The organism is Rhodococcus sp. NKCM2511, from assembly GCF_014905595.1.
GTDB lineage: Bacteria > Actinomycetota > Actinomycetes > Mycobacteriales > Mycobacteriaceae > Rhodococcoides > Rhodococcoides fascians.
This window is the reverse complement of record NZ_BNHJ02000001.1, coordinates 3,240,227-3,261,015: the sequence shown is the minus strand read 5'-3', so window position 1 is coordinate 3,261,015 and position 20,789 is coordinate 3,240,227. Positions and strand designations below refer to the sequence as shown.

The 20,789-nt window shown below is 65.0% G+C and carries 18 protein-coding genes; 10 read left to right on the top strand and 8 right to left on the bottom strand.

Going from position 1 to position 20,789, the window contains the following annotated elements; genetic code table 11:
* Positions 1 to 53 precede the first annotated feature (53 nt).
* The 4 genes from JLZ96_RS15230 to JLZ96_RS15215 are packed head-to-tail and all read right to left on the bottom strand — an operon-like array spanning position 54 to position 5,208.
* Positions 54 to 1,160: an ABC transporter substrate-binding protein gene (locus JLZ96_RS15230; RefSeq protein WP_201010491.1), complete on the bottom strand. Its 1,107-nt coding sequence runs from the start codon at positions 1,158 to 1,160 to the stop codon at positions 54 to 56.
* Positions 1,160 to 2,920, bottom strand: a complete 1,761-nt coding sequence (locus JLZ96_RS15225; RefSeq protein ID WP_080966139.1) for an iron ABC transporter permease — start codon at positions 2,918 to 2,920, stop codon at positions 1,160 to 1,162. The genes JLZ96_RS15230 and JLZ96_RS15225 overlap by 1 nt, the downstream gene beginning before the upstream one ends.
* On the bottom strand, positions 2,917 to 4,032 hold the full coding sequence (locus JLZ96_RS15220; RefSeq protein WP_048317094.1) for an ABC transporter ATP-binding protein: 1,116 nt from the start codon (positions 4,030 to 4,032) through the stop codon (positions 2,917 to 2,919). Before JLZ96_RS15220 ends, JLZ96_RS15225 begins: the two co-directional genes overlap by 4 nt.
* Before the next feature lie 45 nt (positions 4,033 to 4,077).
* Positions 4,078 to 5,208: a PrpF domain-containing protein gene (locus JLZ96_RS15215; RefSeq protein WP_236254002.1), complete on the bottom strand. Its 1,131-nt coding sequence runs from the start codon at positions 5,206 to 5,208 to the stop codon at positions 4,078 to 4,080.
* Between the two features lie 182 nt (positions 5,209 to 5,390).
* Between JLZ96_RS15215 and JLZ96_RS15210 the strand changes: the two genes are divergently transcribed.
* A complete protein-coding gene (locus tag JLZ96_RS15210; RefSeq protein WP_201010490.1) occupies positions 5,391 to 6,287 on the top strand; it encodes a LysR family transcriptional regulator in 897 nt (298 codons plus the stop codon).
* Positions 6,288 to 6,298: 11 nt separating this feature from the next.
* Here JLZ96_RS15210 and JLZ96_RS15205 read toward each other — a convergent pair whose 3' ends face one another.
* Positions 6,299 to 7,435, bottom strand: coding sequence for a PrpF domain-containing protein (locus tag JLZ96_RS15205; RefSeq protein WP_236254000.1), 1,137 nt, complete (start codon positions 7,433 to 7,435; stop codon positions 6,299 to 6,301).
* A gap of 113 nt (positions 7,436 to 7,548) precedes the next feature.
* Complete coding sequence (locus JLZ96_RS15200) at positions 7,549 to 8,949, bottom strand: SLC13 family permease (protein WP_201010489.1); 1,401 nt, start codon at positions 8,947 to 8,949, stop codon at positions 7,549 to 7,551.
* A 137-nt stretch (positions 8,950 to 9,086) separates the two neighbouring features.
* Between JLZ96_RS15200 and JLZ96_RS15195 the strand changes: the two genes are divergently transcribed.
* Entirely contained in the window at positions 9,087 to 10,022 is a 936-nt protein-coding gene (locus JLZ96_RS15195; protein ID WP_027494728.1) for a LysR family transcriptional regulator, read from the top strand.
* Here the strand turns inward: JLZ96_RS15195 and JLZ96_RS15190 are convergent.
* On the bottom strand, positions 10,006 to 10,677 hold the full coding sequence (locus JLZ96_RS15190; RefSeq protein WP_027494729.1) for a GntR family transcriptional regulator: 672 nt from the start codon (positions 10,675 to 10,677) through the stop codon (positions 10,006 to 10,008). The two genes, JLZ96_RS15195 and JLZ96_RS15190, sit on opposite strands and share 17 nt — an antisense overlap.
* 166 nt (positions 10,678 to 10,843) lie before the next feature.
* On the opposite strand from JLZ96_RS15190, the gene glyA reads away from it, so the two are divergent.
* Genes glyA through JLZ96_RS15150 form a run of 8 tightly spaced genes read left to right on the top strand, consistent with a single transcriptional unit; the run spans position 10,844 to position 19,845 of the window.
* Positions 10,844 to 12,124 (top strand): serine hydroxymethyltransferase, encoded by a 1,281-nt coding sequence (gene glyA / locus JLZ96_RS15185; RefSeq protein ID WP_027494730.1) that lies wholly within the window; start codon positions 10,844 to 10,846, stop codon positions 12,122 to 12,124.
* A complete protein-coding gene (locus JLZ96_RS15180; RefSeq protein WP_027494731.1) occupies positions 12,121 to 13,359 on the top strand; it encodes a sarcosine oxidase subunit beta family protein in 1,239 nt (412 codons plus the stop codon). Before glyA ends, JLZ96_RS15180 begins: the two co-directional genes overlap by 4 nt.
* Positions 13,360 to 13,410: 51 nt before the next feature.
* Positions 13,411 to 13,689, top strand: coding sequence for a sarcosine oxidase subunit delta (locus tag JLZ96_RS15175; RefSeq protein ID WP_027494732.1), 279 nt, complete (start codon positions 13,411 to 13,413; stop codon positions 13,687 to 13,689).
* A complete protein-coding gene (locus tag JLZ96_RS15170; protein ID WP_094623142.1) occupies positions 13,686 to 16,529 on the top strand; it encodes a 2Fe-2S iron-sulfur cluster-binding protein in 2,844 nt (947 codons plus the stop codon). The genes JLZ96_RS15175 and JLZ96_RS15170 overlap by 4 nt, the downstream gene beginning before the upstream one ends.
* Complete coding sequence (locus tag JLZ96_RS15165) at positions 16,522 to 17,100, top strand: sarcosine oxidase subunit gamma (RefSeq protein WP_094623143.1); 579 nt, start codon at positions 16,522 to 16,524, stop codon at positions 17,098 to 17,100. Before JLZ96_RS15170 ends, JLZ96_RS15165 begins: the two co-directional genes overlap by 8 nt.
* A 41-nt stretch (positions 17,101 to 17,141) precedes the next feature.
* A complete protein-coding gene (gene folP / locus JLZ96_RS15160; RefSeq protein WP_236253998.1) occupies positions 17,142 to 18,059 on the top strand; it encodes a dihydropteroate synthase in 918 nt (305 codons plus the stop codon).
* Positions 18,056 to 18,466 (top strand): glycine cleavage system protein H, encoded by a 411-nt coding sequence (locus JLZ96_RS15155; protein ID WP_051364920.1) that lies wholly within the window; start codon positions 18,056 to 18,058, stop codon positions 18,464 to 18,466. Before folP ends, JLZ96_RS15155 begins: the two co-directional genes overlap by 4 nt.
* On the top strand, positions 18,463 to 19,845 hold the full coding sequence (locus JLZ96_RS15150; protein WP_027494735.1) for an L-serine ammonia-lyase: 1,383 nt from the start codon (positions 18,463 to 18,465) through the stop codon (positions 19,843 to 19,845). The genes JLZ96_RS15155 and JLZ96_RS15150 overlap by 4 nt, the downstream gene beginning before the upstream one ends.
* Positions 19,846 to 19,924: 79 nt before the next feature.
* On the opposite strand, the gene purU is transcribed toward JLZ96_RS15150, so the two are convergent.
* A complete protein-coding gene (purU, locus tag JLZ96_RS15145) occupies positions 19,925 to 20,773 on the bottom strand; it encodes a formyltetrahydrofolate deformylase (RefSeq protein WP_032367897.1) in 849 nt (282 codons plus the stop codon).
* Between the last annotated feature and the right edge of the window lie 16 nt (positions 20,774 to 20,789).

The window sequence follows — 20,789 nt, the reverse complement described above, 5'->3', positions numbered from 1 at the left end:
GACGGTCGTGCGCGTTTTGCGTACCTGGAGGTGCGCAAAACGCGCACGACCCGTTATTCGTTGTAACCGAAGATCGCGTTCCAGGCCTCTTGGTCGTCGGCCGAATTCTCGATCGACTCCGACTGCGTGATCCGGTTGACCTTGGGGTCGGTGAACTTCGGCAACTCGATTCCGCGGATCACCGGCGGGTCGATGTCGTTGCGCACCGAGTACTCACCGAGATCGCTGAACACCTGTTGTCCCCTCTTGGAGAGGTTCCAGTTCATGAATACCTGCGCGGCCGCAACGTTTTTCGCAGTGGACGCGACACCGGTGTAGTAGTCGTAGGCGGTGAGCCCCTCCTCCGGTACCACGAAGTTGACCGGCGCATTCTCGTTGTTGGCGATATTGACGCTGCTCACCACCACGGTCCCTGCTTCGATCTCGCCTCGAGCCAGCGCATCGAGCTGAGCTCCGATCGAGTCGAACACCCTTGCTTCCGACGAGTACTCACGGAGGTAGTCGTCACCGAGGACCTCGCGCTGGAACCGAGTCAGTGCCAGTGCGCTACCGCCGGCGCCGGCCTGAGCGATACCGAGATTGCCCTTCCACCGATCGTCGAGAAGATTCGCCCACGAGGTCGGCCTGTCGTCGCCCTCGATCAGCGCGCTGTTGTAGCCCATCGTGTAGATCGGGTCGAACGTCCGGTAGTAGTTCCCACCGTCGAACACCACGTCGTCCTGCAGCTCGGTAGCTGTCGGCGGCGTATAGGGCTGGAACACACCACGTTCGCTCAGTCCGCTGACGAAGCCGGCATCGGAGATGCGCACGACGTCCGCGTCGAGACGGCCGGCACCGTACTCGGCCACCAGTCGCTCGTACAGCCGGTTCGGGGTGAGTCGCACGAGCTTGACGTCGAGTCCGGTGTCCTTCTCGAAGTTCTTCAGCACCGTCGCCTCGGTGACCGCGGTGTAGCCGCTGTATAGGGTGATGCCACCCTCGGCCTGGGCCCGCGTCCACAGATCCGGATCGGCGATCTGTTCGCCGTCGATGACGAGACCGTTGTCGGTGATGATCTCCTCCGCCGCCCGAGCCAGAGCGGGCCGTTCGGGTGGCGGCGAGCAAGCCGTGGCCGTTGCCACTGCGACACCCAGCGCGATTGCTGTGACCAATTTTCTCATCAGACAGTTTCCTTGGATCCGAAGCGACGCGAGAGGATTGCGAGCACACCGATCACGACGCAGTACAGCAGACTCAACTCGGCCGCCGACTGGAACGAGCCGTTGTCGTAGGCGTCGAAGATCGCGATCGACAGCAACCGGGTGTCGGAGGTGAACAGGAACAGCGCGGCGGTGAGCTCACGCATGGACAGCATCAACAGCAACAGGAACGTCGAGGACAGTCCGACCTTGAGCAGCGGCGCGGTGACGAACGAGATCGCCCGATGCCGTCGTGCACCCAACATGACGGCGCTGTCTTCCAAGTCCTTGTCCAACTGGATGATCGACGCCGATACACCGCGATAGCCCTGGGGAATGGTGACAGCGACAAACGCGATCACCAGCACCGCCAGTGTTCCGTAGATCGGAAGCGGGAGCGCCAGCCACGTCCACAGCAGACCCAGCCCGAGCACGATGGCAGGAACGGCCAGCGGCAGCATCGCCAGGTACTCCAACAGCTTTCGGCCCGGAGCGTTCGTGCGATACCTCGTGTACGCCAAAGCGAAGCAGAACGCGGTACCGATGGCGGCGGTGGCGACACCGACGATGACGCTGTTGGTCATCACACTGTGGAAGTCGGCACTGCGCAACGTTTCTCCCAGTCCCCAGAACGACAGGGCCCCCGAGTCGAAGAGCTGACCGATGTTCGCGACGTACGGGCTCGTCTGCAGCGCAGCCAACACCAGGGCGATTAGCGGCAGGAGAACGGCGAGGGCGAAATACACCCACGCGAACACTGCAGCCGGGATACGCCATGCGCGCAGCGGAACCTGGCGCGCCCGAACACCTTTGCCGCTGACGGTGGTGTATTCCTTGCTGCTCATCGCGCGCTGCTGGAATGCGACGACGGCAACCAGCAGGACGGTCAGTACGACGGCGACAGCAGCGGCATCGTTACCGCGGGCCGGCGACGCGTTCATCAGCCGGTAGATCAGAGTCGGCAGAGTGTCGACTCCACCGGGAACACCGATCACCTGTGCGACCGGGAAGTTCTCCACGGTGAGTGCGAAAACCAGGATTCCCGAACCGATCACGGCAGGCATGACGAGCGGGAAGGTGATCTTGCTGAGCATCTTCGTCAGCTTGGCACCGTGCAGGCTGGCGGCGTCCTCTAGGTCGGGGTTCATCAACGACAGTGCGGAGTGGACCATCAGGAACGGGTACGGCGCGTAGTAGATGCCGAGGATGAAGATCATGCCGCCGAAGCTGTAGATGTCGATGAACCCGGGCAGGCCGATCGCTGTCAGCACCAGGTTGATGTAGCCGGTGGCCGGTCCGGCCAGCAATGCCCACGCCAGTGCGCCGACGAGTGCCGGGAGAAAGAGCGGGGCGATACCGATGCCGTAGATCATCTTTCGCCCCGGCACGTTGGTGCGGGCGGCCAGGAAAGCCAGCGTGCACCCGATCGCCAGGGCGACGATCGAGGACCCGATCCCCACCAATGCCGAATTCCACAGGGCACTCTGCGCGGTCGAGGATCCGAGCAGCGAGAAGTTGTCGAGGGTGAAGTTGCCGAAGTCGAACAGCGAGGTGCGCTCGGCGTTGTCGGTGAATGCGCCCATCACGATGAAGAACATCGGGAACAGCACGATCACGGTGAGCAGAGCCAACTGCAGAAGCGTCGGAATCCACTTCTTCAGACCGGGCCTGCGTTGGGGTGCGGGAGTGTCGACCGGCGGCGTCGTCGTGGTGACGGGCCGATTGTCGGTGGGAGCGCTCATACCGGCACCGCCTCGGAGGCGACGCGATCGTCGACGAGAACCTGAGCTCCGCCGGCTACTGCTGTGACCCGTGCGCGTTCTCCCATTCCCAGGATTCGGCTGGCGTGTCCGGTGGCGACGGCTTCGATCTCGGGGCCGTCGTCCAGTGTGACGCGGTACCGAATGGACGCCCCCTGGTAGCTGGCGACATCGACTGTGCCCATCCAGGACTGGCCCTCGGGCTCGACATCATCCAACGGGGTGACCAACAGATCCTCGGGCCGCAAGCACACCACGACGGGCCCGTCGGCGGCCGACGCTGCGTCGACCGACACTGCAATCTGTCCGAAGTCCGTCAGCTCCATCGTCGAGCGCGGTCCCGACGCAGCCGTGGCGCGGAAAATGTTGCCGACACCGAGGAACTCGGCCACCGAGGCGGACATCGGCGAGGTGTAGATGTCCTCGGGGGTACCGATCTGGACGATTCGGCCGTTCTGCATCAACGCGATTCGGTCCGCAAGGGCGAATGCCTCGACCTGATCGTGCGTGACGTAGACGGTAGTCAGTCCGAGTCGGAGCTGAAGCTCTCGCAATTCCATCCGAAGTCGTTCGCGCAGTCGGGCATCGAGGTTCGACAGCGGCTCGTCGAGGAGGAGCACGCTGGGGCGCATCACCAACGACCGAGCCAGCGCCACCCGCTGCATCTGACCGCCGCTGAGCAAGCTTGCTCCGCGGTGGGCCATTTCGCCCAACCCGACGAGGTCGAGGGCTTCGAGGACGCGCTGGTTCATCTCGGTCTTGTTCACCTTCTGCATCTTCAACGAGAACGACACGTTGTCGAAGACAGTCCGGTGCGGCCAGACCGCGTAGGACTGGAAGACCATGCCCACGTTGCGCTTGTGCGGTGGGATCGTCTTGTTCTTGTGCGAGTCGTGGACGACGCGATCACCGATGGTGATACGCCCCGCGCTGGGGGTCTCCAGCCCTGCGACACAGCGCATCGTGCTCGTCTTACCGCAACCCGACTGGCCCAGTAACACCAGGGATTCTCCGTCGGCGATCTCCAGGTCCAGGTCTCGGACCACAGTGTTTCCCGAGTATGCGAGGCTCAGATTCTCGATGCTAACCTTCATGATCTTCCTTTTCTTCAGTCGTCGAAGCCGTGTTCACTGGTCGAGCTATCCGATCGAAAGTGCCTTCGCCGCAGCGGAAACGAACAGTTCTGCCGTCGCGATGCGTCGGGCAGCGCGGTGCAGGGTCACGCTGGTGAGGTTGCCGTCCGCAGCGATGTCGACGCCGACGACCAACACACCTGCCGGTGTCCCCAGCCGTAGGGTCGAGGTAGCGGCGCCGTCGACGACTCGATCGACCACGCCGCCGCGCACGGTCGCGGCTGCGGCCACCGCCACTGCCGACGTCAGGCCGATGGACGGGTGCGGTGCCATCATCGAGAGCATCCGCACGCAGACGTCGTACTCACCGGCCGAGACGAGCGTTCCGTCTTCGAGGTGGTAATCCACCGGCGGAGCGATGATGCCGACCTTCGGCACTGCATGAGTGATGGGGTCCTCCGGGCGCGACAGGCCCATGAGCAGAGCCGATGCGCGCCGCAGTTCGACCAGCAACGGAACTCGGTCCATCAGTTCGGCATTCGACTCCGCTCCGGTCATGCCCACGTCGGCCGCATCGAACAGCGCAGCGGGAGCGCCGGCGACCACCATGGTGCCGCGGTAGTGCGATCCGTGCAGCTCCACGGTGTCCTGCACCGATCCGGTGGGGAGCAACCGAGTGCGATCGGCACCGAGGTCGACGAACGTCAGTCCGACCGGAACACCGAGGGCCGACGTTCCGGCAACCTGGGCGGATCCCTCGGACGGAACGACGCCGCCCGGTGTATCGATCTCGGTGAGCAGCACGGCACCGGTGTTGCGGTTACGCAGCCGCACGACGGTGGTGACCGGATCGACCGCCACCAGTCCCTGCTGAAGCGCGTACAGGCCGATCGCGGTGGCGCAGTTGCCACAGTTGCTGCCCCACTCCACCTTTCGGTCATCGATGGCGACCTGCGCGAAGAGGTAGTCCACGTCGATTCCGTCCTCGGAGGACCTGCTGACGATGGCCGCCTTCGAGGTGGTCGAGCTGCCGCCACCGACGCCGTCGAGCTGGCGGGGGTCGCCGGATCCGAAGGCGGAGACCAGAATCTCGTCCAGAGATCCTGCCTGTTCGATCAGTGGCTCGACATCGACGGAGCTGAAGAGCCAGCATTTGCTGGTCCCGCCCCTCATCCACGTGCCACGCAGTGAATACATTTTCGGATACCTTCCGATCGTTACTCTCGAAAAGGTTCTTGGAGTTGAACATTCGAGGGAGCGGTGCGGTCGTGTGACGCAGCTCTCGTGCGGTTGCTGTACATAGCCTGCATCACACAGCCGTCGAGTACAATTACGAAAAAGTCGAGATCCCTTAACTTTCACTTAAAGGTGGTTCGATCGTGTTCGACACCCGACGCCTACTGCTCTTGGTAGAGGTGGTGCGCACCGGGTCCATCACTGCGGCCGCAACTCGATTGAGCTTCACCACATCTGCTGTATCGCAGCAACTGAGCAAGCTCGAACTCGAAGCCGGTCAACCCCTGCTCGAACGACACGCTCGCGGGGTGCGCCTGACCGAGGCCGGCGAAGTGCTGGTCCGGCACGCCGAACGGATCGAGACTCAATTGCTCGCTGCGCGTAACGAACTCGAAGATCTGTCCGGTCTACGCGCCGGGACCTTGAGAATCGGCACTTTCCCGACGGCCGGTGCCAGCTTGCTACCTCCGGTGGTGAAGCTGTTCAAGTCGCGGTATCCAGCCGTCGCATTGACCGTGCGCAGCTCGCGGTTCGCAGGACTGCGGGGAATGCTCGACACCCGCGAGGTGGAGCTGTCTCTGCTCTGGGATTACGAGTGGGCCAGAATCACCGACTCGGATCTGACGGTGCACCAGCTCATCGTCGACCCACCGATGTTGGTCATCGCAGTCAATCACCATCTGGCCGACCGCGATTCGGTGGACATGACCGAGCTGGAACACGAGCAGTGGATCACCCGGGAAGACACTCATCCGGTCGGTGCAGCGCTCGAGCGCGCATGTCACGCTGCGGGCTTCTCCCCCACCGTCTCGTTCGCCGCGAACGACTACCAGGAGGCGCAGGCAATGGTGGCAGTGGATCTGGGCGTCTCGTTCGCACCGCGCATGGCGCTGTCCAACATCCGTGACGATGTGCGATTGGTCCCGTTGACGGGCGCGCCGTCACGTCGAATCCTGTTGGCGCACTTGGCGGAGCAGAAGCTGTCGCCGAGCGCCACCGTACTGCTGAGAATCTTTCAGGACGTCGCCGCCCGGTTCTGAAAGCCGCGACCTCAGGCGGAGACGGCACCGACCAGAGCCGGCATCGGCACCACGAAGAGGTCTGCGGTGGCGATGCGTCGCACTGCGCGGTGCAGGGTGACCGATTGAAGTAACCCGTTGGCGTCCACCGTGTAGTCGACCTCGAACACTCCCGCGGCGGTACCGATTCGGATGGTTCCCGGACGGCCGGACCCTGCGTTGGCAGTGACGACCCCACCGATGACCGTCGCCGCTGCGGCCACGGCCACCGCGGAAGTCAGTCCGATCGCCGGGTGCGGAGCCATCATCGAGAGCATGCGTACCGAGATGTCGTAGTCGGCGGATGCTACGTGCTCACCCGTCGTCGTCACGTACTCCCGCGGCGGGCCGACGAGCCCGACCTTCGGAATGGCATGCGAGACAGGTTCTTCGGGTTTGCTCAGCCCCATCCGCAGAGCGGCCTGTCGGCGTAGCGCGATCAGAGTGGGGACGTGAGCGGCGACGACGTCGTTGGACTCCGACCCGGTCAGCCCGAAATCAGCGGCGTCGAACAATGCGGCGGGCGCGCCCGCTCGAACGAACGTTCCGCGGAACTCGTTGCCGCCGAATGCGACTCGATCGACCTCGGCACCGGTGGGAAGCATCGTCACTCGGTCCGAGGCCGGATCGGTGAAGGTCAACCCCACCGGGACGCCGAGAGCCGTGGTGCCGGGGACGGACGCGTCGCCCTCGGCAGGAATGCGTCCGCCGGGGGTCGCGATCTCCGCCGCCAGAATTGCGCCGGTGTTCTCGTTGCGCATCCGAACCACGGTGACGTGGTCGTCCACAGCGACGAGACCGGTCTGCACGGCGTAGAGGCCGATTGCCGTCGCACAGTTTCCGCAGTTGCTGCCCCACTCCACGGTGCGGTTCTCGATGGCGACCTGAGCGAACAGGTAGTCGACATCGATACCGGGTGCGCTGGAGCGTCGAACGATGGCGGCCTTGGAGGTGGTGGAGCTACCGCCCCCGACCCCGTCGAGCTGACGCGGGTCACCCGATCCGAAGGCCGCGGTCAGGATGTTGTCGAGACCGCCGGCGTCGGCGATGTACGGGTCGATGTCGACCGCGTTGAACAGCCAGCACTTGCTGGTGCCTCCACGCATCCACGTTCCACGAAGAGTGAACATCTGGTGTGCCTTCCGATCAGGATCCGATGCTTCCACCCTGCGACAGAGGATGGTCAAGCACAATTACGAAATATGTTCAGGCCGTGCAGGAGCGCTTAACGCGCTAGTCCCGGTCAAAACAGCTCGGGCACGACGACCAGGATCAACCAGCACAGGGCCGGCGCGATGGCGACGACGATTCCTGCATTGAGCAGCAGCTGACGGTAGAAGCGCGGGCGCTCGATGTTCTGCGCGTTGGCCAGCACGAGCGCACCGTTGGTGGAGAAGGGCGAGACGTCGACGACGGTCGCCGAGATAGCCAGAGCAGCGACGACACCGACGACCGGCAGTGCACCGGTTCCCAGCAGCGGCATGGCCAGCGGAATGACGGCGGCCAGAAGGGCGGTTGAGGACGCGAACGCCGAGGTGATGCCGATGACGTAGCAGAGCACGATGGCCACGATGATCGGAGCGCCGATGGTGATCGCCATTTCGGCCAGGTGATCGATGGTGCCCACTTCTTGCAGGATCGAGATGTAGGTGACCATGCCGGCGACCAACAGAACCGTCGACCAACTGATGTCTGCGATCGCCTCGTTCTGCTTCTTCAAATCCGTGAACGCCAGGACCGCTCCGGCTCCGATGGCGATGAAGCTGATCGGCAAGTGCAGTACGAGAACAAGTACCAGGAGTGCGCCGATGAGGAAGAGCGTGAGCTTCTGGACGAACGTGACCGGGGCCGGGGCGTCGACCAGGGTGGTAGTGGTCGGACGAGTGAGCACCTGGGTGCTGCCGCCTGCCGAGCTGCCGCCGCCGGTACCGCCGGTACCGCCGCCGGTGGGGACGGACGACTTGACCGGCGTTCCGCCTACGGGGCCGCTACCGGGAGCGGGATCGGTGGACCCCGTTGCGGTGTACTCGAAGCCCTTCATGCGGGCCAGGGCCGCGTAGCCGACAACCGTCAGCACCGAGAGCAGCAGGTTGATGCCGTAGCTGGCGAAGAACAGCGTCCACGGGTTCAGGGCGAGGCCGTTGTTCTCGACGATGTCGCGAACCAGGACACCGGAGACGGAGATCGGGGAGAACGCGCCTGCATGGGCACCGTTGATGACCATGATGCCCATGACCAGCGGGCTCATGCCGGTTCGAGCTGCGAATGCCATGGCTGCAGGCACGATGAGCGCGACTGCGGCGGGGCTGAAGGTACCGAGTGCAGTCAGGACCGAGGCGACGAAGAAGAACACCCACGGAACGACCGTCACCCGGCCGTGCACCGCTCTGATGCAGCTGTTGACCAACAGATCGATGGTGCCGTTGCGTTTGGCCATACCGAAGAAGTAGGTGACGCCGACGATGGTCAACACGATCGAGCTGGGGAACTCGTTCAGGATTTCCTTGTCGTCGAATCCCAGTGCGAAGTACCCGACCACGAAGGCACCGATGAAGCCGAGGATGCCGATGTTGATCGGAAAGAAGGTTGCGATCACGAACATCGCAACCAATGCGATGAGCGGGAGGATCTCGATGGAGGTCATGGGCGTCTTTCAGGTGGCTGGTAAGTGCTCGGTTACATCCGCACTCGAACGTTGTCCCTGTCACATTATTGACGCCGGCCTTTTAGGACAATATCGTTTTGCTACCTGGTCGTTTAGCTGAGCTGAAAGATATCCGTATGAACCACACGTTCGACGTCGTGACGTTGTTTCTTCTTCTCGACATCGCCGAGGCCGGCTCACTGACCGCAGGTGCCGAACGAGCGAACATGACGCCCTCCGCGGCGTCCCAACGCATCAGCAAACTCGAACACGGCATCAAACAACCGGTGTTGACCCGCCTGCCACGCGGCGTACAACTCACCGAAGCCGGCGAAATCCTCACCAGCCGCGCCCGGCTGTTTCGACGGGAGATGCGCGCCGCGAGCGGCGACCTCGAAGCGATCCGAGGGCTCGAACGCGGTTCGGTTCGACTCGGCTCGTTTCCCACGGTCAGCGCGTCGCTGCTCTCGGACGCGCTGAAGGACTATCACTCACGATGGCCCGGTGTGGACGTCCGCGTGCGATCGGCGGTGCGCCCGCAGTTGCTCGACATGCTGCATTCGAGCGAAATCGACCTGGCGCTGCTGTGGAGCTATGCCTGGACGGAAGAGGCCGAACGATCACTGTCACTCGAGCCGCTGATGGAAGACCCGACCGTGCTGCTGCTGCCGATCGACGACGATCGGGTGCAGCACGATGTGTCGCTGCACGATCTTCGTGACGCACGATGGATCATCCGCAGCAACGACCACCCGGCTGCCGAAGTTCTCTATCGCAGTTGTCGCGTAGCAGGATTCGAGCCCGACGTCGTCTACGAGGCACACGACTATCAGGAGATCGAGGCCATGGTGGCTGCCGGTGTCGGCATCGCAATGGTGCCCGGGTTGTCGGTCATTCACCATCGACCCGACGTCACCACCATCGACTTCCCCGACACGGATCGGGTACCGACGCGCGTCATCTACATCGCGTCACTCGCCAGGCGTCAGTACACCCCGGCGATGTATGCCATCTCGACCGCATTGCGCGGTGCGGCCGAGCGCATCGCAGCTGCGACTACAGCAGTTCCCTGATGGCGTTCTCGAAGCCGGTGACGTGTTCGAGGGTCAGTTCGGCCGCGGTGTCCGCATCGCCGTCGATGATCGCCTGCAGCAACACGACGTGCTCACGGACATGGCCGGCCACGTTAGGCAGTCGGTCGAGAAACAGGCACCAGATGCGCGTGGCGTGCGCGTCGAGGCTGACCAGAATGTCTTCGAGGTGAGGATTGCCCGACGCCCGATAGATCTCTCGATGCACCGCAACATCTTTGCGCAGCACCTCGCGTGAATCGTCGGTGTCGTCGATGCTCGCGATGGAGGCCGCGAGCTCGGCCAGCCGGTCTCGAGCCGCCCGTGTCGCGGTCCGCGCCGCACGAGCCGAGGCCGCCGGCTCGAGCTGCTTGCGGATCTCCGAGATGTTGGCCAGGTCGGTCATGTCGACGGCGGTCGCGAAGGTTCCGCGTCGGGGATACGCGACGACGAGGCGCTCACGTTCGAGTCGTTTCAGACCCTCACGAATCGGTGTGCGCCCCAGCCCCAATTGCTCGGCCAGGCGGTCGTCGTTGATCGGTTCACCGGGACGAATTTCCAACATGATCAGCTGCTCACGCACTATTTCGTAGGCTCGATCGGCGTTGGTTCCGACAAACTGCGTTGCATCCATCACCGGCTGAATTTCGATCGTCATCTTGTCTGCTCACTCCCGGTCGACGCCCCGCCCTTGACGGCTCTGCTTTGTGATCTTACTCTATTGGCATCTTGATATATCAGTTCCAGATCATTGATCTTCCAGAAGGGCGGCCATCTTGACGCAGGACTTCGCACCGACAGCGACGGCACCGCACCCGAGAGGCGTGACGAACCGAGTACTCGCCGATCTCGACCCCGAGGTGCACCGCGCGATCAGTGCCGAGCTCGGCCGCCAGCAGAACACCCTCGAAATGATCGCGAGCGAGAACTTCGCACCCTTGGCCGTCATGCAGGCGCAGGGTTCGGTACTGACGAACAAGTACGCCGAGGGCTACCCCGGCCGGCGCTACTACGGCGGATGCGAAAACGTCGACGTCATCGAGCAACTCGCGATCGACCGGCTCAACGCCTTGTTCGGATCGTCGTTCGCCAACGTGCAGCCGCACTCCGGTGCGCAGGCCAATGCCGCTGCCATGGCGGCACTGCTGCAGCCGGGCGATTCGATTCTCGGTCTCGCACTCGCCCACGGCGGACACCTCACGCACGGCATGAAGCTGAACTTCTCCGGCAAGCTGTACGACGTCTCGGCCTACCACGTCCGCGAAGACGACCATCTCGTCGACATGGCAGAGGTGGAGCGCCTCGCCCACGAGCACCGTCCCAAGCTGATCATGGCCGGTTGGTCCGCCTACCCGCGCCACCTCGACTTCGCCGAATTCCGCCGCATCGCAGACGAAGTCGGTGCCTACCTAATGGTGGACATGGCGCACTTCGCCGGCCTGGTCGCCGCCGGACTGCACCCGTCACCGGTACCGCACGCGCACGTGGTCACCTCGACGACGCACAAGACGCTCGGCGGACCGCGCGGCGGCGTCATCATCACCAACGACGCCGCGCTGGCGAAGAAGTTCAACTCCTCGGTCTTTCCCGGTCAGCAGGGCGGGCCCCTCGAACACGTCATCGCCGGCAAGGCCGTCGCCTTCAAACTTGCTGCAGAAGAGGACTTTCGGGAACGGCAGCAGCGCACCCTCGAAGGCGCGAAGATCTTGGCCGATCGACTGTTGACCGACGACGCAGCAGCCGCAGGCATCGACGTGGTCTCGGGCGGCACCGACGTCCACCTCGTTCTCGTGGACCTGCGCAAGTCCGAACTGGACGGCAAGCAGGCCGAGGACAGACTCCATCACGTCGGAATCACCGTGAACCGCAACGCAGTTCCGTTCGATCCACGGCCACCCATGGTGAGCTCCGGAGTCCGCATCGGCACCCCGGCCCTCGCGACCCGCGGCCTGGACGCCACGGCCTTCGCCGAGGTCTCCGACGTCATCGCCCACGCGTTGCGTCCCGACACCGACGACCGCGGACTCGATGCACTGCGAATCCGGGTCGAAGCCGTCGCCGCGCAGTTCCCCCTCTACTCCGACCTGACGGAAGGCTACCGATGACCGCCCCCGTAACCCCTCCGGGCGCACATCTGCCCGACCACCCGGACTTCCTGTGGCGCAACCCCGAGCCGAAGAAGTCGTACGACGTCGTGATCATCGGCGGCGGCGGACACGGCCTGGCCACCGCGCACTACCTCGCCAAGAACCACGGCATCACCAATGTGGCTGTGCTGGAGAAGGGGTGGCTCGCCGGCGGAAACATGGCGCGCAACACCACCCTCATCCGGTCCAACTACCTGTGGGACGAGAGCGCGCGCATCTACGAGCACTCGCTGAAGCTGTGGGAAGGGCTCGCCGACGACCTCGACTACCCCATCCTGTTCAGCCAGCGCGGCGTCCTCAACCTCGCGCACAGTCTGCAGGACGTGCGCGACAGCGTGCGACGCGTCGAGGCCAACCGACTCAACGGCATCGACGCTCAGTGGGTCGACCCCGACGAGGTCAAGAAGCTGTGCCCGATCGTCAACATCTCCAGCGACATTCGCTACCCGGTGCTCGGTGCGACGTACCAGCCACGCGCCGGCATCGCCAAGCACGACTACGTCGCCTGGGGATTTGCCCGACGCGCCGACGCGGCCGGTATCGACATCATCCAGAACTGTGAGGTCACCGGCTTCACCACCGACGGCAACCGCGTCACCGGGGTCAAGACCACGCGTGGCGACATCGCCACCGGCCAGGTCGCGCTGTGCGCAGCCGGGCACACCTCGACGCTGACGGACATGCTCGGCATCAAGACTCCGCTGCAGAGCCATCCGCTGCAGGCCCTCGTCTCGGAGTTGCTCGAGCCCGTGCATCCCACGGTCGTCATGTCGAATGCCGTGCACGTGTACGTCTCTCAGGCCCACAAGGGCGAACTGGTGATGGGTGCGGGCGTCGACTCCTACAACGGCTACGGCCAGCGCGGTGCGTTCCACATCATCGAACGGCAGATGGCAGCTGCAGTCGAGTTGTTCCCCGTCTTCGCTCGCGCGCACCTGCTGCGCACCTGGGCCGGCATCGTGGACGTCTGCCCCGATGCCTCCCCCATCGTCGGACGCACGCCGTTCGACAACGTGTTCCTCAATTGCGGTTGGGGTACAGGCGGATTCAAGGCCACCCCCGGTGCCGGTTGGTGCCTGGCCGACACCATCGCCAACGACGAGGTCCACGAGTACATCGCACCGTTCAGTCTGGACCGATTCGTCACCGGCGCGCTGGTGGACGAGCACGGTGCCGCAGGCGTGGCTCACTAGTTTCTCCGCCCCGACACACGCAGCACCCGAACGAGAAATCTTGGAGTGGCAATGCAATTGATCGAATGCCCGTGGTGCGGGAGTCGAGAAGAGACCGAGTTCCACTACGGCGGCCAGGCGCACATCGCCTACCCCGAGGATCCCTCGGCTCTGACCGACGAACAGTGGGCGCACTTCGTGTTCTTCCGCGACAACCCCAAGGGGCTCTTTGCGGAACGGTGGAGCCACAGCGCGGGCTGTCGGCGTTGGTTCAACGCCGTGCGGGACACCGCCACCTATCGAATCCACAGTGTCTATCGCCTCGACGACCCGAAGCCGGTGAACCCATGACCGCATTCCGCACCGCATCCGGCGGCCGCATCGACCGCACGAGCACCTTCGACTTCACGTTCGGCGGCTCGGCCCTGCAGGGCCACCCGGGCGACACGCTGGCATCTGCGTTGCTCGCCAACGGTATTCATCAGGTGACCACCAGCATCAAGCTCGGCAGGCCCCGTGGATTCACCGCTGCATGGGCCGAGGACACCGGCGGACTCGTACAGATCGAGGAGCCGTTCCCCGAGCCGATGCTGCTCGCCACGACGATCGAGCTGTACGACGGCCTGGTCGCTCGGGGCATCCCCGGACAGGGGCGTCTCGCCGAGATCTCCGACTCCGCCAAGTACGACGCCATGCACGCCCACGCCGACCTGTTGGTCGTCGGTGCCGGCCCGGCCGGTCTGACGGCCGCTCTGGTCGCCGCCCGCAGTGGCGCTCGCGTGGTCGTCGTCGACGATCAGAGTGAATTCGGCGGCTCCCTGCTCGGCTCCGACGACGTCATCGACGGACGGCCGGCCCTGGACTGGGTTGCCGACGCGGTGGCCGACTTGTCGACCTTCCCCGACGTGACGTTGCTGCGCCGCACCACCGCGTTCGGTTCCTACGACGACGGCTTCGTGCTCGCCCTCGAGCGTCGCACCGATCACCTGGGCTTGGAAGCTCCTGCAGCGCTGAGCCGTCAGCGAGTCTGGCGTATTCGCTCGCGTCACATCCTGGTGGCCACCGGTGCCCACGAGCGGCCCGTCGTCTTCACCGACAACGACCGACCCGGAATCATGTTGGCGCACAGTGCACGTACGTTCCTGCATCGCTACGGCGTGACGGTAGGAACCGAGGCCGTGGTGTTCACCACCAACGACAGCGCGTACAAGGCAGCCGTCGATGTGCACGACGCCGGGGTCCGCATCGCGCGCATCGTCGATGCCCGCTCCGAGGCACCGGAACACTGGCTCGGCCCGTGCCGCGAGCGCGGTATCGAGGTGCGCACCGGCAGCGTCGTATCCGGCACCCGCGGCGACACCCGCGTCACTCATGCATTGGTGACCGGTGCCGACGGTGCCACCGACACCGTGGCGTGCGACGTACTGCTCGTCAGCGGTGGCTGGAACCCCGCCGTCCACCTGTTCAGTCAGGCCCGCGGAAAGCTCCGCTACGACGGCGAACTCGGTGCGTTCGTTCCCGCGGACGACGTCGAGGGCATCAGTGTCGCCGGGTCGGCCTCGGGAGTGTTCGATCTGGCAGGATGCCTCCGCGACGGTAACTCGGCCGCGGCAGGTGCGCTGACCCGTCTCGGCTTCGACGTCACCGAAACGTCGCCACCAGCAGTCGAATCCGTGCCCAGCAGCGAGTCGCTGGTGCTGTGGCGGGTGCGCGACGACTTAGGAGCCGACAGCCAGTTCGTCGACGTGCAGCGTGACGCGACGGTGGCCGATCTGGTCCGCGCCGTCGGTGCAGGCATGTCGTCGATGGAACACATCAAGCGCTACACCACGATCGGCACCGCGCACGATCAGGGCAAGACCTCCGGTGTGGTGTCCTCGGGCATCGTGGCGGAGCTGCTCGACAAGCCGGTGGAGAACCTGGGCACCACCACCTTCCGACCGCCGTACACCCCGGTGGCGTTCGCGGCGTTGGCCGGCCGCAACCGCGGCATGGCCTTCGACCCGGAACGGGTTACTGCAGTTCATGATTGGCACGTCGCCCGCGGCGCGGTCTTCGAGGACGTCGGACAGTGGAAGCGGCCCCGCTACTATCCACTGCCCGGCGAGGAGATGCACGACGCCGTGCTCCGCGAGTGCGCGGCCGTGCGTGCAAGCGTTGGCATGCTCGACGGTTCGACACTGGGCAAGATCGACGTGCAGGGCCCCGACGCCGGTGTGGTGCTGGACATGTTCTACACGAACATGATGAGCAACTTGAAGGTCGGTATGGTTCGCTACGGCGTGATGTGCGGTGCCGACGGCATGGTGATCGACGACGGCACCGTGATGCGGTTGGCGGACGACCGATTCCAGGTGTTCACCACCACGGGCGGCGCAGCAGGAATGCTCGACTGGATGGAGGAATGGCTGCAGACCGAATGGCCGCACCTGGCGGTTCGGCTGACGTCGGTGACCGAGCAGTGGGCCACGTTCCCCGTCGTCGGACCGCGCTCCCGCGACCTCGTCGGCGAGATCTTCCCCGAGCTCGACGTCTCCAACGAGGCGTTCCCGTTCATGGCCTGGCGTGACGCCTCGGTCGACGGTGTGCCGGTACGCGTGGCGCGCATCAGCTTCTCCGGTGAACTGGCCTTCGAAGTGAACATCGATTCTTGGCACGCCCACGCACTGTGGTCGCGGCTGATCGATGCGGGCGAGAAGTACGGCATCACCCCCTACGGCACCGAGACCATGCACGTGCTGCGGGCCGAGAAGGGCTACCCGATCGTCGGCCAGGACACCGACGGGACCGTCACCCCACAGGACCTCGGTATGAGCTGGGCGGTATCGAAGAAGAAGCTCGACTTCATCGGAAAGCGCTCGTTCGACCGTGCCGAGAACCGGAACCCGTTGCGCAAGCAATTCGTCGGGCTCCTGCCCGTCGATCGGGAGACCGTCCTCCCCGAGGGCTCGCAGATCATCGAGCACTCCGAGAGCGGCGTCCTCCCCGAGCTTCCGGTTCCGATGCTCGGCCACGTCACGTCGAGTTACGCCAGCGCAGAATTGGGCAGGCCGTTTGGGCTGGCCCTGCTCGAGGCCGGGCGTGACCGACTCGGCGACATCCTGCACGTCCCGGTGGGCGACACCCTCGTCGCCGTGGAAGTCACCGGCTCCGTACTCGTCGACCCGGAAGGTAACCGCCGTGATGGCTGACCGACTCGCCGCCAGAAGCCCACTCGCAGAAACAGTTCTGCCGGACTCGTCTGCTGTCCGCATCGTGGAGGAGCCGTTCCTGGCCGGGATCGACCTGTGGGTCGACCCGAGCGGGCCGGGCGGTGCCGCTGCCTCGGCCGAGCTCGGCACCGAGCTGCCCGGCCCCGGACGCGTTGCCGAGGGCACGAACACCACCGCGATCTGGCTCGGCCCGGAGGAGTGGCTGGTGATCGGGGCGGGCCTCGATCCGGTCGAACTCGAACACCGTCTCGGCTCGGCCGTTCGTGAGCATCGCGGTGCGGCAACCGATGTGTCCGCTCAGCGAACCAGTCTGCGGCTGAGCGGTTCCCGGGCCCGCGACGTGTTGGCGAAGGGGTGCTCGATCGATCTGCACCCTCGCGTCTTCCCGGCCGGGTCGACGGTACAGACGATGCTGGCGATGGCAGGCATGATCCTCATTGCCTGTGACGACACCGGAACGGACTATCGAATCCTGGTGCGCTCGTCGTTCGCACGCTATCTCGCTGCCTGGCTGACCGACGCGGCCGAGGAATACACCGACGCCGGCTGAGTCGGACCACCGAACCCGACGCGAGAGAAAAGGTGACCGCAGTGCTCACGACCGTCTCCACGGCAACCCGGGCAGCCGATGCCCGCGACCGGCTGCTGACCCGGTTGACGACCTCGCATCCGGTCGTCTGCGGGATCGTCAACGTCACCCCGGATTCGTTCTCCGATGGCGGCCGCTTCCTGGACTCGGATCGTGCTGTGGCGCATGCTCTGTCGATGGTCGACGAGGGTGCCGAACTGCTCGACATCGGCGGTGAGTCGACCCGGCCGGGGGCAACCCCGCCCACCGTCGACGAGGAGATCGCCCGAGTCGTACCGGTGATCGACGCCCTGTCCAGGCTCACCTCGACACCGCTGTCGGTCGACACCTCACGGCCAGAGGTGATGCGAGAGGCGGTACGCGCCGGGGCGAGCGTCATCAATGACGTTCGTGCTCTTCGTCTTCCGGGCGCACTCGCCGCAGCTGCCGAACTGGACGTTGCGGTATGCCTGACGCACATGCTGGGCGAGCCGTCGACGATGCAGAATTCCCCTCGGTACGGCGATGTCACGGCAGAGGTCCGCGAGTTCCTCGACGACCGGGCCGCCGAATGCATCAGGGCCGGAATCCCGGCGTACCGCATCCTGGTCGATCCCGGATTCGGGTTCGGGAAAACTCTCGAGCACAATCTGCAACTGCTGCAGGGCCTTCGGGCGCTCACCGCGGCCGGGCGACCGATCATGGCGGGTCTGTCGCGGAAGGGCATGATCGGTGCCATCACCGGCCGAGAGGTCGACGGCCGACTCGCCGGATCACTCGCCGCCGCGATCTTCGCGGCCCAGAACGGGGCGTCACTCCTGCGGGTTCACGACGTCGCCGCCACCATCGACGCACTGGCCGTGATGCGGGCAGTGCGGTCGCTCGACGTACTGCCCTCACACCCAGGTCAATCCACGACGAATGCCGAGGCCACCTCATGACCGCATCCCTCTCCTCCGCCCGTCGGCTCTTCAGCGCCGAGCACGGTTGGATGGCCGTCGACCCGTTCGGTTCACCGGCCCAGACTCCGAGCCGTGTGGGGGTGACGCCGGCAGCGTTGGCCGACGCGGCCGACATTATCGGCGTCGATCTTCCGTCGGTACGTACCGTGCTCGCCGCCGGTGATGCGTGCGGCACTATCCACACCTCCGCCGGCTCGGTCACGGTGTACGCCCCGGCGAGCGGCATGGTCACGATCGTCAACCCCGCTGTGCGCGAGGACCCGTCGCTCGTCGCTGCCGATCCGCTCGGTGCCGGCTGGCTGTTCGCGGTCCTGACTCCCGCGGCCTCGTCGTTCGACGACCTGACCATGCGCGAGCCGACCGGCGCAGTGCGGACGACCTCATGACCATCAGTGTGTTCGACCTCTTCTCCGTCGGAGTCGGCCCCTCGAGTTCGCACACCGTCGGACCGATGCGCGCGGCCGCCCGATTCGTCGACGATCTGCGGACCATGTCTGCGTTCGACGACGTTCGAGAGCTGGCGGTCGATCTGTACGGCTCGTTGGCCGCGACCGGAGCCGGCCACGGCACCATGACCGCCGTACTGCTGGGGCTGGAAGGCCATGCGCCCGAGACCATCACGACCGAGGTCATGGAAGAACGGCAGGCATCGATGGCGGCCACCGGCCGAATCGTCTTCGGTGGTCACCGAGAGATCGACCTAGCGGTCGACGACATCGTGCTGCGTCCGTTGACGGTACTGCCGTTCCACCCCAACGGGATGAAACTGACTGCGCGCAGAGCGGATTCGACCGAACTGCACAGCGAAGTGTACTTCTCCGTCGGTGGCGGCTTCGTGGTGACCGAGGCCGAAAGCGTCGAGGCCGTCGCACCCCTCGCCTCCGCGAACGGATTCGCGTCGGCCAAGGAACTACTTCAGCTCTGTGAACGTCGGCGCTGCAGCATCAGTGACGTCATGACCGAGGTCGAGCTCGAACGCCGCACACACGAGGAGATTCGGGACGCGTTGCTGCACATCCGTGACGTCATGGTCGAGTGCGAGGTTCGCGGCATCTCCCGCGACGGCTACCTTCCCGGCGCCCTGGGAGTGCGGCGTCGAGCACGGGACTGGTTCCTGCGGCTCGATGCCGAGGATCCGAACCGTTCGAGCGAATTCGCCGAGGACTGGGTCAATCTCGTCGCACTCGCCGTCAACGAGGAGAACGCGTCGGGCGGACGAATCGTCACAGCACCCACCAACGGCGCAGCCGGCATCATCCCGGCCGTGCTGCACTACGCGACCCGCTACACCGCGGCAGGGGTCGCCGATCCCGACGGCAGCACAGTGCGTTTTCTGCTCACCGCCGGCGCGATCGGATCGCTCTACAAGGAGATGGCGTCGATCTCCGGTGCCGAAGTGGGTTGCCAGGGCGAGGTGGGTTCGGCAGCGTCGATGGCCGCAGCCGGTCTGGCCGAGGTACTGGGCGGCACACCCGAACAGGTGGAGAACGCCGCCGAGATCGCGATGGAGCACAGCCTCGGTCTCACGTGCGACCCCATCGGCGGACTGGTGCAGATTCCGTGCATCGAACGCAACGCCATCTCGGCAGGCAAGGCTATCAACGCCGCTCGGATGGCATTGCGCGGCAACGGTACCCACCGCGTCAGCCTGGACCAGGTGATCGAGACGATGCGGTCCACCGGGGCCGACATGCACTCGAAGTACAAAGAGACCTCCAGCGGCGGCCTCGCGATCAACGTGCCGGTGAACTTCGTGGAGTGCTAGAGGCCGAGAACTTTCTCCACCGCCACACAACGACGAGGGGCCCGTACCGATTCGGTACGGGCCCCTCGTGCGTGTCGGCTCAGCTGAAGATGACCGTCCGGTGTCCGTGCAGCAGAACGCGATTCTCGCAGTGCCAGCGGACCGCTCGCGAGAGTGCGAGTGCCTCGGCGTCCTGTCCGACGGTGGCCAGACGAGACGGGTCGTGAGTGTGGTCGATACGAATGACCTGCTGCTCGATGATCGGGCCCTCGTCCAGGTCGGGGGTGACGTAGTGCGCCGTCGCTCCGACCTGCTTGACGCCCCGGTCGAATGCCTGGTGGTAGGGCTTCGCGCCCTTGAAGCCAGGAAGGAACGAGTGATGGATGTTGATCGCCTTGCCGTGCAGGGCTCGACACGTCTCGTCGGAAAGCACCTGCATGTAGCGGGCCAGCACCACCAGGTCGACCTCGTACTCGGCGACGAGGTCCAGCAGGCGTTGCTCGGCCTCGGCCTTGGTACCCGGGGTGACGGGAACGTGGACGAACGGCAGCCCGGCAGCCTCGGCCATCGGCCGCAGCACCTCGTGATTGCTCACCACGGCCACCAGTTCGCCGCCGAGATTCTGTGAGCGCCAACGGAAGATGAGGTCGTTGAGGCAATGCCCCATCTTGGACACCATGACGAGCACGCGCGGCTGGCTGCAGCCGTTGAAGGTATACGTCATCGCGAATCGATCGGCCACCTCGCGGAAGCTGTCCGTCAGCTTCTCGATGTCGGTGGCACCGCTGGCCACGAACGACGTGCGAAGGAAGAACGAGCCGTCCGTGGAGTCGTCGAACTGTTGGTGTTCGGCGATGTCGCAGTCGTTGTCGAAGAGGAATGCACTGACGGCCCGGACGATGCCCGGCCGCTGGCCGCAGCTGAGCGTGAGGGTGAAGTTCTCGGTCATCGAATCTCCTGGTACT